The sequence below is a fragment of the Microcystis sp. LE19-41.2A genome (genome assembly GCF_027530405.1).
GTDB lineage: Bacteria > Cyanobacteriota > Cyanobacteriia > Cyanobacteriales > Microcystaceae > Microcystis > Microcystis aeruginosa.
In genome coordinates, this window is the sequence record NZ_JAPZQJ010000058.1 from 1 (window position 1) to 16,568 (window position 16,568).

Below are 16,568 nucleotides of genomic sequence, written 5' to 3' on the forward strand. Positions count from 1 at the left end.
CTACAGATAATCGCACTCACTCCCCATCCCCAAATGGTAAAATGTAGGGTGCGTTAGACGGCGACAATTTCTGCTTAAACTTAAATCTAACAATCCGTCGTAACGCACCACATCTATCATTAATTTATTTGGTGCGTTACGCTATCGAAGGGCGCACCCTACTAAAACCTAAAACCAATCATGAACGAAGCAAGAATAGAAGCTTACTTAGCCCTAATCCAAGCGCTCTTCCAGTGCGAAAATGGTCAGGAACCAGCGCTATTACAAGCTAATGCGGAATTACTTGATGCAGGCTTAGTCGCTGTGATGAAGCAGTATGCAGGCTTCTTAGAACAGCAAGGAGACAGCAATAACGGGAGATGGTTGCTGAATATGGCGCAACAGTTAGAACAATTTTTAGACCCGCCCAGAGATAACCAAAACCCCTACACCAGTTTTTTACAAACCCTACTGCAAACTGTCGTAGAAAGTCCCGGAAACCCCCAAGCAATTTATCCCCTGCTTGACAATAACCTCCATCTCTTAGATGAAAACTTAGTTAACCTCCTCCGTGCTTGGGGAAATCAAACCAAGGAACAAGCCAGTCCAGAGGAAACCTACCAACTAGCGGCACTCCTCTACGATCTTGCTTATGCTTTTTCTGGGTTTACTAAAGGTAATCCAATCATTAACCTAGCCATTGCCATCTATGGATACGAAGTTTGCGCCACCACCATCCGCCGCCAACCGGGATTAGAAAGGGATTTAGCCCAAACCCTCACTAATCTGGGCAATGCCTACAGCACCCAAGCCCAACTGGGTCAAGAGCCGGTAGCCAACCTAGAACGGGCGATCGCTACCTACACCGAAGCCACCACCATCCGCCGCCAACCCGGATTAGAAAGGGATTTAGCCGGAACCCTCACTAATCTGGGCGCAGCCTACAGCACCCAAGCCCAACTGGGTCAAGAGCCGGTAGCCAACCTAGAACGGGCGATCGCTGCCTACACCGAAGCCACCACCATCCGCCGCCAACCCGGATTAGAAAGGGATTTAGCCCAAACCCTCACTAATCTGGGCGTAGCCTACCGCACCCAGGCCCGACTAGGGAAAGAGCCGGTAGTCAAACTAGAACGGGCGATCGCTACCTACACCGAAGCCACCACCATCCTCCGCCAACCCGGATTAGAAAGGGATTTAGCCGGAACCCTCACTAATCTGGGCGTAGCCTACTACACCCAAGCCGAACTGGGTCAAGAGCCGGTAGCCAACCTAGAACGGGCGATCGCCAATTATCGAGAAGCACTTTCCTTTCTCAACCCCGCTCTCTTACCTGCTGACACCCTGAGAACTGGGCGCAACTTAGGCAATCTCGGTTTCCGGCAGGGTTGGTGGGACATTGCCTTAGAAGGCTACACCGTCGCCGTGGAAGCCGTTGAACAAAGCCGCGCCTGGGCAACCAGTGAAGTCCTTCGCCAAGAGATTGTCCGCGAGTCCATCGGTGTTTATGAAAACCTAATCCAAGCCGCCGTTAACCAAGGCGATCTCTCCCTGGCGTTGCGAACCGTCGAACGTTCCCGCTCCAAACGCCTCGCCGACCTGATCGCTGTGGGCGACCTCTACGCCGATGGGCGCGTTCCCCCAGAGATCCAAGCCTGGTATCAGCAGGTTAAGGAAAGCCGTCAGATCCAATCCCAACTCCGTCAAAACCCCCTCGACCAGCCCGGATTCACCCAGAAACCCCAACCCTACCCCATCGGTAACACCCGCGCCAGCTTTGCCACAGAACAACTCCAGGCCGCCGAAGCCGCCGAACGTCAAGCCTGGGACGCTCTCTACCGCTTTGATGCCATCACCGCCCAACTTCAGCAACCCCAACCCCAACCCCGGCTCGATGAGCTAACGGCGCTGCTTCCATCCCCCCAGACCGCCCTCCTCAGCTTCTATACCACCGCCACCCATACCCACATCTTTGTCCTGCGTCGCCCCTCCCGGGATGGCGGGGAAGGGGTCAACTGCCACACTATTCCCAATCCCCCGGAGTCCGCCAACGACTTGCAAAACTGGCTGGTCGTCAACTGGGTTAACCCCTACATTGAGATTAATCAAGCAGAGACCGCCCAATCCCGCCAGCAGCGTCGGCATGAGTGGCACCAAGCTATGGCCACTCGTCTGCAAGAACTGGCAACCCGCCTGCAATTCGATACCCTCATCCAACAGCACCTCCAGGGCATCACTGAGTTAATTCTGATTCCCCACCTGTTCCTGCACCAAATTCCCTTCGACCTTCTACCCACCGCCGAAGGTCAACTACTGGGCGATCGCTTTCGCCTTCAGTTTGTCCCCAGTACGAAAATTCTCGGACTGTGCCAAGAGCGATCGCAACCGACTCCCGACACCCTGGGGATTGTGGAAAACACCACAGAGGATTTGCCCTATACTCCCCTAGAGTGTGAGTGGGTCGCCCAAACCTGGAACGTGCCTCGCCAACGGCGGCTACAGGGGCGCACAGTCACCCCCGACTCTTATCTGCAATTGCTGAAACAAGTGCAGGCTTTGCTCTCCAGCCACCACGCCACCAGCCGCCCCGATGATCCCCTCAACTCCCACCTCGTCCTAGCCGAAGAGCAAAAAGTCACCCTCCGGGATTTACTTAGTCCCCTGTGGCGTTTCCCCGAATTGTCGGAAGTGTTTCTCTCCTGTTGTGAAACTGGTCTCAGTTTTGCCACTTCCCGAGATGAAGAGGGAAACCTGCGACGGGAATTACTGGACGAACCCCTCAGCTTAGGTACAGGCTTTCTGCTGGGGGGCGCTCGTGCTGTGATTAGTAGTCATTGGGCGGTGACTGATCTAGCGACGGCGCTGTTTTCCCGGGAGTACCATCGCGCCAGGCGGGCGGGAGAGGAACGTTTAACGGCTCTACATCAGGCTCGTCAAGCGCTGCGGGAGACTTGCCAAAAAGACTGGCGGGACAGTTTGACAGTCGATTATCAGCAGGCTTTCCAGATTTGGCAACAAATGCGCCAAACTAAGGATCCCAACGTCAATGCTGCTGGGGCTAATTATCAGAAAATCGGCGAATTGATCAAGTGGCTCGACGAATTTGCTCCCGACGCAGTGCCTTTTCAGGATTATCGTTACTGGGGGGCGTTCTATTGTCTGGGACTTCCTTAAATTATGAATTATTTCCTTGTTGCAAGTAAAACGTAGTGCGTTAGACGGCGACAATCTCTGCTTAAACTTAAATCTAACAATCCGTCGTAACGCACCACACCTATCATTAATTTATTTGGTGCGTTGCTAGTAAAACGTAGGGTGCGTTAGACGGCGATAATCTCTGCTTAAACTTAAATCTAACAATCCGTCGTAACGCACCACACCTATCATTAATTTATTTGGTGCGTTGCAAGTAAAACGTAGGGTGCGTTAGACGGCGATAATCTCTGCTTAAACTTAAATCTAACAATCCGTCGTAACGCACCACACCTATCATTAATTTAACTTTATTATAACATATAATTAATTTGCAAGAGTTCTTATCTATCATTAATTTATTTGATGCGTTACGCTATCGCTAACGCACCCTACTACTAATTATTGTACTGTAAAAGGATAATGCTGGGTTTTTAAAGGTTCCAATTTTAACAGGTCAAAAGCCCTATTTTTAAAGAGTTTTACCATTATTCAGCAATCCCTAATTAGGATAAACTCGCCCTTTCCAACCTCCCCCTTGGCCGCGCCAATAACGCAGGGCAGAATCGACGGTCATTAAACTATAAAAGAGGGCAATTAGGGGTAAAGTTAAAGCCCGCAGGGGGGATAATTTATATAGTCTTAAAGTCGGGCTATAGGAGAGGGCGATTAGTAATAAGGTGACGGCGCTAATTATGATAATTGATGTTTCTTTTAAGACTAATCCCCAGATTAAGCCCAAGGGGGCGGCTAAATAGGTTAAAAACATCCCGAAAATTGTGCCAATTAACCAAAGTGTTGAGTAATTTAGTTGTGTGAAGGCGGTGCGGGCTACCATATTCCAAATGCTTGCTAAATCTGGATAGGGACGGAGACTATAGGTGCTTTCTGTTAATCCTAACCAGATGGAACTCTCGTTATTTTCTGGGTGATTTTGCAGATATTTTTTAACCGCAATCGCCAAAGAACAATCATCAATTAAAGCTTGTTTAAGAATTTCAATACCGCCAATTTTTTCTAGGATATCTCGGCGAATTAAAATGCAACCCCCGGCGGCGGCTGCTATCGGGGAATTAGGATTATTAACTAGGGGGAAAGGATAGAGTTTCTCGAAGAAAAAAACAAAGGCAGGAATAAGAAATTTTTCCCAAAAACTGTCACAGCGTAGCAACACCATCAGGGAAACTAAAGCTTGTTTTTCCTGTACTGCTTTAGTAACTAATTGGGTTAAATTATCTGGTGCGTGGGCAATATCGGCATCGGTAAACAGAAAATAATCGGGTGCAAATTTCTCGGTAGCCTCTGTTATTCCCTGTTTCATTGCCCATAATTTACCCGTCCATCCTATCTCTAAAGGCTGTCCAGCAATAATAGTTATTTGGTAAGATTTATGAGATTGATCAGCAATTTCTTGAGCAACTTTTCCCGTGCCATCACTGCTTTGATCGTCAATTAAAATAATGGAAAATTCGCCTTGATAATCTTGGTTAAAGAGGGAAGCTAAACTGATGGGTAAAACGTCGGCTTCGTTTCGTGCGGGGATAATTGCCGAGACTTTTGGATAATTTGTTAAGGGAGAAGTGACAGAATTAATTTTTTGGTTAGATAGCCAAAATTGTCCCCTGGCTAAGATTAAATATAACCAAATTATTAGCGATAGGAAAGTAACTAATAATAATAAAAATGTCATAAGCTAGTCGGCTTTCGATGAGGGAATAGGGAACAGGTCAAAAAGAGTAAGTAGGTAGGTGTTAAAAGTTGTCAGCCACCCCCCTTATCAAGGGGCGCAGGGGGGATCCCCCCGCCTATCGGCACCCCCCTGATCAAGGGGGATCCCCCCGCCTATCGGCACCCCCCTTATCAAGGGGGGCGGGGGGGATCGTACCTAAAATCCATTTTTAAGTAGGGAGGTATGAAAAGCTTACAGATCCCCCCGCCGATCGGCACCCCCCTTATCAAGGGGGGCGGGGGGGATCGAACCTAAAATCCATTTTTAATTTAATTATAATCAGCTACTTATCAAATTTAGATGCACAACAGCTTAACCAGTTTGGGGTTTAACAGAGGGCATTTAGGGTAAAATAAAAGCAAGTTAGCAAGATTAGGCGAGGGAGTAAATCATGGATTATGATGTCGTAATTATTGGGGGCGGACCAGCGGGAGGTCACTGTGGTAGATTATTAAGTGAAAAAGGTTATCGTGTTCTTTTGGTGGAACAACATTCTAGTTGGCAAGATAATAATTTTTCTAGTGCCGCTTCTCCCCTAGAAATTTTAGAACAATTCAATCTCCCCGAAACCGTGGTGGCTAGGTTTTGGAAAAATATCGAAATTATCTCCACTAGCATACATCATTTTTGGTCATCACCGCAACCTTTAGGGGTAGTTTTTGATTTTGCCAAATTGCGAGAGTTTTTAGCGGCGGAAGTGCTGCGTTGGGGGGGAGAAGTTCGTTTAGGTTGTCGTTATCTGAAATATCAACAAACGGAGAATCAGCTAACTGTTTTCTTGAAATCAAAAGACGAGGAAATCGAAACAGTTAATACTCGTTTATTGGTTGATGCCACGGGATACGCTAGAGCAGTTATGTATAAACACAGACGAGAAAAACCTGATTTTCTAAAAGCAGTGGGCATTGAATATTTAATTACTGTGCCAGAAGTATATTATCAAAAATATCAAGATAATTTAGTTTTTTTTCTCGGTCATAAATGGAGTCCTAAAGGTTATAGTTGGATTTTTCCTATGGATAATCAGCAATTAAAAATAGGAGCTGCTTGGTTAGAGGGAGAACATCCTTATATTTCTGAAGTTAAGCCTTTAAAAAGTTATATTACACAAATTATTCAAACCTACATGAATCTCTCTAAATATGATATAATCGACATCCATGGTTCTATTTTAGAATATTCGCTCAATCTGCAAGATATTTATTATCAAGAACCGAATATTATAGCGATTGGTGATGCTGTTTCTACGGTTAACTTTTTAGGAGGGGAAGGTATTCGCTATGCTATGAAAGGAGCCGAAATTGCTTGTCAATACATGGAAGAATATTTACAGGGAAAATCGAGTAGTTTTGCCCCTTATCAACAGAGGATGCAGGAATATTTTCAACCAAAATGGAATTTATCCGATCGCCTCAGTCGCAAAGTTTATTTAGAATATAGTGATGTGCGTATAGATCAAGGAGTATCCTATCTCAAGTATCTTGCCACCCAGGATATAATCGACATTTTATTTTACTACAAATTTGAAAAATACACAAAAGGGTTAGGAGGATTTCTGCTGGGGAAATTACGTCAATGGTGGCACCGAATTTTCCCTAGTCAAAAACCTGAGTAAATAGGCTAGGATAAAGCTAAGGAAACAATATTGGTAAAGACCGTGAGTAAGTTTATTCGCTACAGTACAATTATCACTCTGCTGGGCATTTTAGCAGCCTGTAGTGGCAATCCTGCCCTAGAAAATCGTCTGGCTGCCGATCCTAATCTACAAACAAATCCCATACCGGAAAACTCTCCTAATAACCAGCAATTACCCGCAAATTTTCCCGCAGAAATTCCTCGATATAGTCAATCAGAATTATTATCCGTGCAGACAAATCCTGATAATACTGGTGGGCAAACCCGTTGGCAATCCAACGATCCCAGCAATGCGATCGAGGCTTTTTATCAACAGGAATTAGTTAATAATAATTGGGAAATTATCACTCCCTTTTCTGGGGAAGGAGTCAATAGTACCTTGACAGCCCGTCGAGATAATTTAGAATTAACTATCACCATAACTGCCACTTCTCCCAATACCGAATATAGCCTCGATTATCGTCCAACGGGAACCCCGATTGCTTCCCCTAGTCCCTCCCCCATTTCTTCCCCCTTACCCAATCTTAATCCCACCAGTTTTAACGATCTCGAATCCTTACCTAATCCCTTAAAAAGCCACATTCAAGACTTAGCTAGATTAGGAGTATTAACTGGTAATAACAATCAGTTTAACCCTAATGATACAATAACGCGCCGAGAATTTGCGCGCTGGTTGTTACAGGCTAATAATGCCATTTATGCCAATGTAGCGGGTAAACAAATCCGTTTAGCTACTCCCAATAGTTCCCCAGCTTTTAGTGATGTTAAAAATAACGATCCCGATTATATTTATATTCAAGGATTAGCGGAAGCGGGGTTAATTCCCTCTCCTTTAACGGGAGATAGTAGCGCCCTTTTATTCCGTCCCAATGCTCCTTTAACCCGGGAAGATTTAATCGCTTGGAAAGTGCCATTAGATATCAGAAAAGCTTTACCGAGCGCCAATCTTGATACGATTAAAAATACTTGGGGTTTTCAGGATACTAATAAAATTAACCCGCAGCTGGTGCGCGCTCTTTATGCCGATTTTCAAAATGCCGAACAAGCCAATATTCGGCGAGTTTTTGGTTTTACTACCCTATTTCAGCCAAAAAGACCGGTAAATCGCGCTGAAGCTGCCGCTGCTTTATGGTATTTTGGTTTTCAGGGTGATGGTGTTTCCGCTGCCGATGCTTTGCAGGGTCAAGATACGCAACAGAGTGGGGTTAATTAGGGTTTGCGGCAAAAAGTTTTTCCTGGGGGCAGGGTGTGGGGTGTGGGGTGTGGGGTGTAGGGTTTTACCGATTTTGAGGGGGTCAATTACCTAATTTTCAGGGAAAAAGTCCAGGAATTTTCCCCCCGATCACTCGCATATCCGGTACTTTTTGATTGACAAAAAGTCTAAAAGTCTTACCCAACAAGGTTTTTAGATTTATTCAGCAAGCCCTAATTGAAATTTGTCCATAAAAATTAAGGGTGTGTTAGGAAAATACAGACACTCTTTTTGACATTTCTTCATATCTATTCAGAAAAATTAACAGAGGATTCTTGACCCTGCAGCTAGGGGAATATTTTATGCTAAAGATATAACTCTGCTGCAGGGGATTTTCTTGCTGACTTCCGCTGCTATTAACATTATGACCCATCAAACTCTCAAACTCGCCGGGATGAGTTGCGCTGGTTGTGCTGATTCGATCGAACGGATAATTAAATCTATCCCCGGAGTGATTCGATGTCAAGTTAATTTTGGCATGGAACAGGTGGATGTGGACTATGATCCCAAGCGTACCGATCTTAACACTATTCAAGCAAAAGTTAGGGATGCCGGTTTCCAAGCTACACCGATAACGGAAATTAATCTCGAATCCAGGCCAGAAAAAGAACTTCTCACCAAACTATCGATCGCTATTGTTATTAGCATTATACTTTTTATCGGTTCTTTGCCGATGATGACGGGTTTATCTCTATCTTTTATTCCCCACTGGTTACACGCTCCCTTATTACAATTAATTCTCGCTACTCCCGTCCAATTTTGGTGTGGTCAAAGTTTTTATAAAAATGCTTGGAAAGCCTTTAAAAATCGCACTGCCACCATGGACACTTTAGTAGTTTTGGGAACCAGTGCCGCCTATTTTTATTCCCTGTTTTTAACCTTCGGGAGCGATTTTATCGAAAAACAGGGGTTTAATTCCCATGTCTATTACGAAGCATCAGCTATCGTCATTACTCTGATTTTACTCGGTCGTTTCCTCGAAAAACGTGCCAGAAAAGAAACGGCCGCCGCTATTAAACAATTAATGGGATTACAGGCAAAAACTGCTAGGGTAATTAGGGAAGAACAGACGCTAGATATACCAATAGAAGAGGTGAAAGTAGGAGATATAATTTTAGTGCGTCCGGGGGAAAAAATTCCCGTCGATGGCATAATTATCCAAGGCAGTTCTAGCATTGATGAATCGATGGTGACGGGGGAAAGTTTACCCGTGCGAAAAACCGTCAATCAACAGGTAATCGGTGCGACAATTAATAAAACCGGTAGCCTACAAATGCAAGCGTTACGGGTGGGAAAAGATACGGTTTTAGCTCAGATTGTCCGATTAGTGCAAACCGCGCAAGCATCAAAAGCACCTATACAAAGATTAGTCGATCGAGTGACCGCTTATTTTGTGCCGGTGGTGATGATTATTGCGGTAATAACTTTCTTATTTTGGATTCTCCGCACGGGTAATCTCACCCTCGCTTTGATTACAATGGTGGAAGTCTTAATTATCGCCTGTCCCTGTGCGCTAGGATTAGCTACACCCACCTCGATTATGGTGGGAACAGGACAGGGAGCAAAACAGGGAATTTTAATTAAAAATGCCGAAAGTTTAGAATTAGCCCAGGGCATTACTACTATTGTTCTAGATAAAACCGGAACTCTCACCCAGGGTAAACCAACGGTGACGGACTTCTTGACTCGCGAGGGGGTGGGGGATGGACGGGAATTATCGCTGCTGCAGTTAGTCGTATCGGTGGAGAATCATTCTGAACACCCGTTAGGAGAAGCAATAGTTAAATATGGGCGGTTAAACGCCATTAAAACCCTAGAAGTAACCGAATTTGACTCAATAACTGGGTCAGGAGTGCAGGGAAAAGTCGGGTCGGATTTAGTGCAAATCGGTACACAACAATGGTTAGAAAGTCAAGGGATCGAAACAAAAGTTCTTAAAAAAGTCGCCCACGATTGGGAATGGCAGAAAAAAACCGTGGCTTGGATAGCGGTTAACGGGCATTTAGAGGGGTTGATTGCCATTTCCGACGTTTTAAAACCTTTTTCTTCTTCAGTGGTCGCCAAGCTCAAAAAAATGGGCTTAGAGGTGATGATGATGACGGGGGACAACCTCGAAACCGCAGAAGCGATCGCCAGCGAGTTGGGTATCCGGCGCTTTTTTGCCGCACTCCGTCCCCAAGAAAAAGCCGAAAAAATCGAATATTTGCAGAAAAAAGGGAAAATAGTCGCCATGGTTGGAGATGGCATCAATGATGCGATCGCATTGGCGCAAGCGGACTTAGGTATTGCCATTGGCACGGGGACCGATGTAGCGATCGCCGCCAGCGATATAACCTTAATTTCGGGAGATTTACAGGGAATTGTGAGCGCTATTGAGTTAAGTCGGGCAACAATGCGAAATATCAAAGAAAATCTCTTTTTTGCTTTTATTTATAACCTGATTGCCATTCCCATCGCTGCCGGAGTCCTCTATCCTTTTCTGCTCAATCCGATTATTGCCGGTGCTGCCATGGCTTTAAGTTCCCTTTCCGTGGTGACGAATGCCTTGCGATTGCGTCGAGTTCATCCCAGGGTGGGGAGTGGGGTGTAGGGTGTAGGGTGTAGGGTGTAGGGTGTAGGGTGTAGGGTGTAGGGTGTAGGGTGTGGGGTGTAGGGTGTGGGGGTTATTTATTTTCAAGGGAACGAATCAAAGTTAGCAGGAGTCAGCCTACTGATTCACATTGATTAAGAATAGGATTGACGCTCTGAGGGGAAGCTAGTTCAACTCTTTGAGAGATTAACCAATGAGTCTCCAACTCTTTGAGAGAACCTTGAGCTATGTACAAAAATTGGATGTATTCTCCCCTGGTTTTGCGTCCATACCCCTCGGCAATATTCGCTGCTATTGACACCGAAGCTCGGCGAATCTGTGTTGTCATCCCATAAAGCTCTTCTTTGGGAAAAGTTTTAGTGAGACGATAGCAACTTTCAGCTAAATTTACGGACTCCTGCCAAACTCTTAAATCTCGGTAAGATTGAATTTTTGAATCCGCCATAGATTTTATCAACTTATCCCTATAGCCTACACTCTACACCCTGTCTCAAACCAAAAGATTGTACTACAATTTCCAGTACCCAGTTTCAATGCAAAGGGGGATAACTTTCGTTAACAATTCTTAAGGAAAAACCAGAAAAATTAGCTGTACGGGGGATGATACCGTAGAAAAGGCAATAGAATAATCATCCTGATATGACTGACTCCCCTGAAATACCTTATTTATTACGCGCTGCCAAAGGAGAAATCTTACCCCGTCCTCCCGTGTGGATGATGAGACAAGCAGGACGTTATATGCAGATTTATCGAGAATTGCGGGATAAATACCCCAGTTTTCGGGAAAGATCGGAAAATGCCGATTTAGCGATCGAAATCTCCCTGCAACCCTGGCGTGCTTTTCAACCGGATGGGGTGATCATGTTCTCCGATATCCTCACTCCCTTGGCGGGAATTGGTATTCCCTTTGATATTATCGAAAGTAAGGGGCCGATTATCGATTCTCCCATTCGTACTCAAGCGCAGGTGGACCAACTTAATCCCCTCGATCCCGATCAGTCTTTACCTTTTATCAAAACGATTTTAAAAACCCTACGTCAAGAGGTGGGAAACAAATCCACTGTCCTCGGTTTTGTCGGAGCGCCTTGGACTTTAGCAGCCTATGCAGTGGAAGGGAAAGGTTCTAAAAGTTATTCTGTGATTAAAGGGATGGCTTTTTCGGAACCCTCGGTACTGCACCAATTTTTAGATAAATTAGCGGATATGATCGCCACCTATGTCCGTTATCAAATTGATTGTGGGGCGCAAGTAGTACAAATGTTCGACTCTTGGGCGGGTCAATTAACTCCCCAAGATTACGATGTTTTTGCCTTACCCTATCAACAAAAAGTAGTTCGTTTGGTGAAAGAAACCCATCCCGATACACCGTTAATTCTCTACATTAGTGGCAGCGCCGGCGTTTTGGAAAGAATGGGTAAATCGGGGGTTGATATTATTAGCGTCGATTGGACCGTGGATCTGGCCGAAGCGAGACAGCGTTTAGGTAAATCGATGATGGTTCAAGGTAATATCGATCCGGGGGTTTTATTCGGTTCCCAGTCTTTTATTCGCGAGCGGATTATTGATACTATTCGTAAAGCAGGTAATCAAGGTCATATTCTTAATTTAGGTCATGGTGTTTTGGTGGGAACTCCTGAAGATAACGTGCGTTTCTTCTTTGAAACCGCTAAACAATTTAGTTATCAGGACTAGGGAACAGGGAACAGGGGATGGGGAAATGGGGAAATGGGGAAATGGGGGAATTCAACTAAAACCCTAAAACCCCAAAACCCCAACACCCTAAAACCCCAACACCCTTTTTACTTTTTACTTTCAAACTGTCCCCTAAATTCTGCCGTATCAATTAAAATAATGAAAAAAATATTTCTAACGGGTGTGAGTGGCTGTATTGGGCATTATATCGCTGAGATTTTACTGGAAAATCCCGACTATGAAGTATATTTTTTAGTGCGTAATCCCGAGAAGTTAAAATTTACTTACCAAGGGCGATCAAATGTTCATATACTTTTAGGCGATATGGAAAATATTGGGGTATATGCCGATCTTTTAAAAACAATGAATATAGCGGTTTTAATCGCTACCAGTTGGGGAGGAGAGGAGGAAAGTTATCAGATTAATGTGGTAAAAACCCTAGAATTAATTAGTTATTTAGATGCTCAAATCTGCGAGAAAGTCCTCTACTTTTCCACTGCCAGCATTCTCAATCAAAATAATCAACCTTTACCCGAAGCTGGGGAGATAGGAACTAATTATATCCGCACTAAATATATTTGTTATAGTAAATTTACTGACCTAGAAATCGCCGATAAAATTATCACTTTATACCCCACTTTTGTCTTAGGTGGTGACGAAAATAAACCCTATTCTCATATCTATGGCGGTTTACCGGATGTGTTGAAATATATCGGTTTAGTGCGTTGGTTTCAAGCTGATGGCAGTTTTCATTTTATCCATGCCAAAGATATAGCTCAAGTGGTGAATTATTTAATCGAAAATCCCGCACCAGAAAGCAAAATTGTTCTAGGCAATCAACGCACAACAGCTAACCAAGCAGTGGAGGAAATCTGTACTTATTTAAACAAAAAAATCTATTTTCGCATTCCTTTATCTTTAACCATTGCTAACTTTTTTATCAAAGTTTTTAACTTGCAGATGGAACCATGGGACCGCTTTGCCATGAATTATCGCCACTTCACCCACGTTAAAACCTATACTCCTGACGATTTTGGTTTAAAAAACTATTGTTCCACCCTCGATGATGTTTTAGCCTTGCGAGGAATTCCCCGAAAAAAACCCTAAGTAGTTGGGCTGCGGGGTTTGGGGGAGGCACTTCGTCCCCCGACGGGTAGGGTTGATTCATGAATCAACCCTACCTTGAATCAACCCTACCTTGAATCAACCCTAGGGGTTTGGGGGGTAGAACCCCCCAAAAACTTGGCTTGAATGATAAAATCAGAAATAACGCCCAACTCTTAACGCCAAATAGACTAATCTTGAAATTGTCTAGCATGAAATTGAGCGTAACGACCATTAAGATTTAATAACTCCTCGTGATTACCCACCTCGATAATTTCACCCTTTTCTAAGACTAAAATACGGTTAGCTTTTCTGACAGTTGCTAATCGGTGAGCAATAACAAATACCGTGCGCTCCGTCATAATTCTTTCTAAAGCTTCCTGCACTAAAGCTTCCGATTCCGAATCGAGCGCTGAAGTTGCTTCATCTAAGATTAAAATCCTCGGATTAGATAAAACCGCTCGCGCAATGGCGATTCTTTGTCTTTGTCCACCCGATAAATTAACACCCCTTTCTCCCACAGAGGTATAGTAACCCTGGGAAAGTTCACTGATAAATTGATGAGCGTTGGCAATTTTTGCCGCTTTTTCCACCTCTTGCAGATTAAAATCTCCCTGACCAAAAGCGATATTTTGGGCTATAGTGCCAGAAAAGAGAATATTTTCCTGTAAAACTACGCCAATTTGTCGCCGGAGACTTTTTAAAGTCACATCACGAATATCCACCCCATCGATTAAAATCTTGCCAGAAGTGGGGTCATAAAAACGCAATAAAAGATTAACTAAAGTGGTTTTTCCCGCTCCCGATGCTCCCACTAAAGCAATCATTTCCCCAGCGTGTGCAGTAAAATTAATATTTTTTAAAACCTGTCTGTCCTGGTTGTAATAAAAATTTACTTGACAATATTCAACTTCTTTGCTATGGGGTTGCAGATTGATCGCATTCGGTTTTTCGGTAATTGTTGGCAAAATAGCTAACAATTCAAAAATCCGATCCATGGAGGCTTGCCCCTGTTTAAATTGATTATAATTACTGGTAATATGGGCGATGGGATCGATTAACATTGCCACCGCTGCCACATAACTAACAAAGTCAATTCCAGTTAAATTCTTTTGGGAAATTTGCCAACCAGCGAGAAAGAATAAAAAGATGACACCGAGAGCTTGTAAGAATCCCACCACGACGTATTGTAAAGCTTTGGTGGATTCTGATAGGTATTGAGCGCGGCGATTTTCCTCCGCTTCTTGGGCAAAAAGCTCGGTTTGATAATCTTCAGCAGCGAAAGCTTGCACCACGCGAATACCGCCAAAAACTTCGGTTAATAACGCAGAAAGGTTAGATATTTTCGCTTGGGCGCGACGAGCATACTGTAATAATTTTTCACCAAAAAATCCCACCAAAACTCCCAACAAAGGAGCGATAATAATGACAGCGATCGTCAATTGCCAGTTAACAATAAACATATAGGCAAAGACGACAATTAACTGTAAGGCGGAGGGAATAAAATCATGGAAAAATTTATTAATTACTTCCCCAATGCGATCGATATCTTCCGTTAAACGATAGGATAAATCACCAGTTTTCGCCGTTTCAAAGTAATTTAAGCCGAGGGTTTGCAGGTGTGCATAAACTTTTTTTCTTAATTCGAGGGCAATTTTTAAAGAAGCTTTTGCCATCAGGGAATCTTGCCCATACTGAGACATTCCCCGCAGTAAAAAAACCACTGCCCCCACCCCCGAAAGTGTCGCCAATGCTTGCACATTTCCCTCGCCGATATATCTGGCCATTTGTCCAGCTAACCAGGCTAAAATCGGCCAAAATACCGTAAATCCGATCGTACAGATGAACGCCAAAATAATTGTTTGGGTTTGGGGACGGAGATAGGGAATGAGGTTCCAATAACTAGAGCGAGATTTCAAAATAATTTAGCGCCTTTAAATATTAAGTATTCCTGCAAAATTAATTTGCTAGTCGAGACAGTTATCAGTTATCAGTTATCAGTTATCAGTTATCAGAACGTAGGTTGGGTTGAAGCATGAAACCCAACACCCCCAGGGATTACGCTACCGCTAACCCATCCTACAAATAATTGTGCCTCCCTACTTACTGATCACTGATTACTGATTACTGTTTAGGCACTCTTGCACTTTGGCCAGAGGTTAACTGAGAGGTATAATTAACCTTGCTTAGGTACTGAAGAAAAGGAGATTAACTAGGGTCTGCTGAAAAAGTTTTTCCTGGGGGTAGGAGTCAGGAGTCAGGAGTCAGGAGTCGGTCGTTTCAGGTTTTGTTGTCCTCTTTTTTTTGTACCAGTTTGTGTACTCAAAGAAGGATAATGCAAGGTTTTTGAAGGTCTTAATCCTATTTTCGCAGCATGAACATCGGATTTTAGCAGGTCAAAAGCCTTATTTTAAAAGGGTTTTACCATTATTCAGCAAACCCTAACTAACAAATTTGCCTAAGGGGTTAATCGGGGTGTAGAGACGTTTTTAGTCCACGTCCCTACGATGTTTTCCAATAATACAAAGTTATTATGCGATTAAACCGCCACAGCTTGATGAATGTAGCCTAATTCCGTCAATTTGTTCCAGACTTTGGCGACACTTTCCTCTAAAGTCTCTAAATCGGTGCGGCATTCCACTTCCGGGTTAAAAGGTGGTTCATAGGGATCATCAATTCCCGTAAAAGACTTGATTTCGCCAGCACGCGCTCTTTTATATAATCCTTTCACATCGCGATCCTCACAGACGTTTAAGGGAGCATTCACGAAAACTTCGACAAAATTGCCGATTTTTCCCCGTACTTCCTCGCGAATCTCACGATAGGGAGAAATAGCCGAAACTAGGACAATCACACCGTGACGGGTGAGCAAATTGGACACAAAACCAATGCGACGGATATTTTCATCGCGATCCTCTTTACTAAATCCTAAACCTTTGGTGAGGTTCGTCCGTACTATATCGCCGTCGAGAACTTCAATGGAATAACCTTCAGCGATTAATTTTGCCTGTAATGCCTCGGTAATCGTGCTTTTCCCCGCACCGCTCAATCCTGTTAACCAAACCGTCACGCCGCGCTGTTTCATAGTAATCATTAATAATACTTAAATCCTGTTTAGCGTACCATATCTCAGGGATCAGTGATCAGGAGTCAGGAGATAGGAGTCAGGAGATAGGAGTCAGGAGATAGGAGTCAGGAGATAGGAGATAGGAGATAGGAGATAGGAGATTATTTTATTTATTCTCCCCACCCCCCCCCCCCCCCCCCCCCCACCCCCCACCCCACACCCCCCACCCCCCACCCCACCCCCCCCCCCCAACACCCCCCACCCCCCCCCCAACACCCCCCACCCCACAACCCCCACCCCCCCCCCCCCAACACCCATTCCCCCACAA

At 44.4% G+C, this 16,568-nt stretch carries 11 protein-coding genes; 6 read left to right on the forward strand and 5 right to left on the reverse strand.

From position 1 onward, the window contains the following. The first annotated feature begins 180 nt into the window (after window positions 1-180). A complete protein-coding gene (locus O9290_RS02710) occupies window positions 181-3,153 on the forward strand; it encodes a CHAT domain-containing protein (RefSeq protein WP_288086664.1) in 2,973 nt (990 codons plus the stop codon). 520 nt (window positions 3,154-3,673) lie between these two features. Here the strand turns inward: O9290_RS02710 and O9290_RS02715 are convergent. Next, on the reverse strand, window positions 3,674-4,861 hold the full coding sequence (locus O9290_RS02715; protein ID WP_288055351.1) for a glycosyltransferase: 1,188 nt from the start codon (window positions 4,859-4,861) through the stop codon (window positions 3,674-3,676). Window positions 4,862-5,291: 430 nt separating this feature from the next. Here O9290_RS02715 and O9290_RS02720 point away from each other — a divergent pair, with 430 nt between their 5' ends. The 3 genes from O9290_RS02720 to O9290_RS02730 all read left to right on the forward strand — a co-directional run bounded on the left by O9290_RS02720 (window position 5,292) and on the right by O9290_RS02730 (window position 10,377). After that, window positions 5,292-6,515, forward strand: coding sequence for an NAD(P)/FAD-dependent oxidoreductase (locus tag O9290_RS02720; RefSeq protein WP_288055349.1), 1,224 nt, complete (start codon window positions 5,292-5,294; stop codon window positions 6,513-6,515). Between the two features lie 30 nt (window positions 6,516-6,545). Then, window positions 6,546-7,748 carry an S-layer homology domain-containing protein gene (locus O9290_RS02725; protein WP_288055346.1) on the forward strand — a complete coding sequence of 401 codons (1,203 nt, stop codon included), beginning with the start codon at window positions 6,546-6,548 and terminating at the stop codon, window positions 7,746-7,748. Between the two features lie 403 nt (window positions 7,749-8,151). Further along, a complete protein-coding gene (locus tag O9290_RS02730) occupies window positions 8,152-10,377 on the forward strand; it encodes a heavy metal translocating P-type ATPase (RefSeq protein WP_288055343.1) in 2,226 nt (741 codons plus the stop codon). Here the strand turns inward: O9290_RS02730 and O9290_RS02735 are convergent. Both O9290_RS02735 and O9290_RS02740 read right to left on the reverse strand, forming a co-directional pair. After that, window positions 10,303-10,464 carry a hypothetical protein gene (locus tag O9290_RS02735; RefSeq protein WP_288086667.1) on the reverse strand — a complete coding sequence of 54 codons (162 nt, stop codon included), beginning with the start codon at window positions 10,462-10,464 and terminating at the stop codon, window positions 10,303-10,305. The two genes, O9290_RS02730 and O9290_RS02735, sit on opposite strands and share 75 nt — an antisense overlap. Window positions 10,465-10,489: 25 nt before the next feature. Continuing rightward, window positions 10,490-10,822 carry a four helix bundle protein gene (locus O9290_RS02740; protein ID WP_288059894.1) on the reverse strand — a complete coding sequence of 111 codons (333 nt, stop codon included), beginning with the start codon at window positions 10,820-10,822 and terminating at the stop codon, window positions 10,490-10,492. A gap of 194 nt (window positions 10,823-11,016) precedes the next feature. On the opposite strand from O9290_RS02740, the gene hemE reads away from it, so the two are divergent. Then, on the forward strand, window positions 11,017-12,069 hold the full coding sequence (gene hemE, locus O9290_RS02745) for a uroporphyrinogen decarboxylase (RefSeq protein ID WP_069474777.1): 1,053 nt from the start codon (window positions 11,017-11,019) through the stop codon (window positions 12,067-12,069). A gap of 159 nt (window positions 12,070-12,228) precedes the next feature. Further along, window positions 12,229-13,176: an NAD-dependent epimerase/dehydratase family protein gene (locus O9290_RS02750; protein WP_288059895.1), complete on the forward strand. Its 948-nt coding sequence runs from the start codon at window positions 12,229-12,231 to the stop codon at window positions 13,174-13,176. Window positions 13,177-13,364: 188 nt separating this feature from the next. Here the strand turns inward: O9290_RS02750 and O9290_RS02755 are convergent, their stop codons facing one another. Both O9290_RS02755 and cysC read right to left on the reverse strand, forming a co-directional pair. Beyond that, a complete protein-coding gene (locus O9290_RS02755) occupies window positions 13,365-15,092 on the reverse strand; it encodes an ABC transporter ATP-binding protein (protein ID WP_288059896.1) in 1,728 nt (575 codons plus the stop codon). 620 nt (window positions 15,093-15,712) lie between these two features. Next, complete coding sequence (gene cysC, locus O9290_RS02760) at window positions 15,713-16,258, reverse strand: adenylyl-sulfate kinase (RefSeq protein ID WP_043999288.1); 546 nt, start codon at window positions 16,256-16,258, stop codon at window positions 15,713-15,715. Between the last annotated feature and the right edge of the window lie 310 nt (window positions 16,259-16,568).

What these genes read in the sequence shown, in the direction of transcription:
- O9290_RS02730 (WP_288055343.1), top strand. Translation starts at nt 8,152, where the DNA reads ATGACCCATCAAACTCTCAAACTCGCCGGGATGAGTTGCGCTGGTTGT.
- hemE (WP_069474777.1), top strand. Translation starts at nt 11,017, where the DNA reads ATGACTGACTCCCCTGAAATACCTTATTTATTACGCGCTGCCAAAGGA.
- O9290_RS02740 (WP_288059894.1), bottom strand. Translation starts at nt 10,822, where the DNA reads ATGGCGGATTCAAAAATTCAATCTTACCGAGATTTAAGAGTTTGGCAG.
- O9290_RS02710 (WP_288086664.1), top strand. Translation starts at nt 181, where the DNA reads ATGAACGAAGCAAGAATAGAAGCTTACTTAGCCCTAATCCAAGCGCTC.
- O9290_RS02715 (WP_288055351.1), bottom strand. Translation starts at nt 4,861, where the DNA reads ATGACATTTTTATTATTATTAGTTACTTTCCTATCGCTAATAATTTGG.
- cysC (WP_043999288.1), bottom strand. Translation starts at nt 16,258, where the DNA reads ATGAAACAGCGCGGCGTGACGGTTTGGTTAACAGGATTGAGCGGTGCG.
- O9290_RS02750 (WP_288059895.1), top strand. Translation starts at nt 12,229, where the DNA reads ATGAAAAAAATATTTCTAACGGGTGTGAGTGGCTGTATTGGGCATTAT.
- O9290_RS02720 (WP_288055349.1), top strand. Translation starts at nt 5,292, where the DNA reads ATGGATTATGATGTCGTAATTATTGGGGGCGGACCAGCGGGAGGTCAC.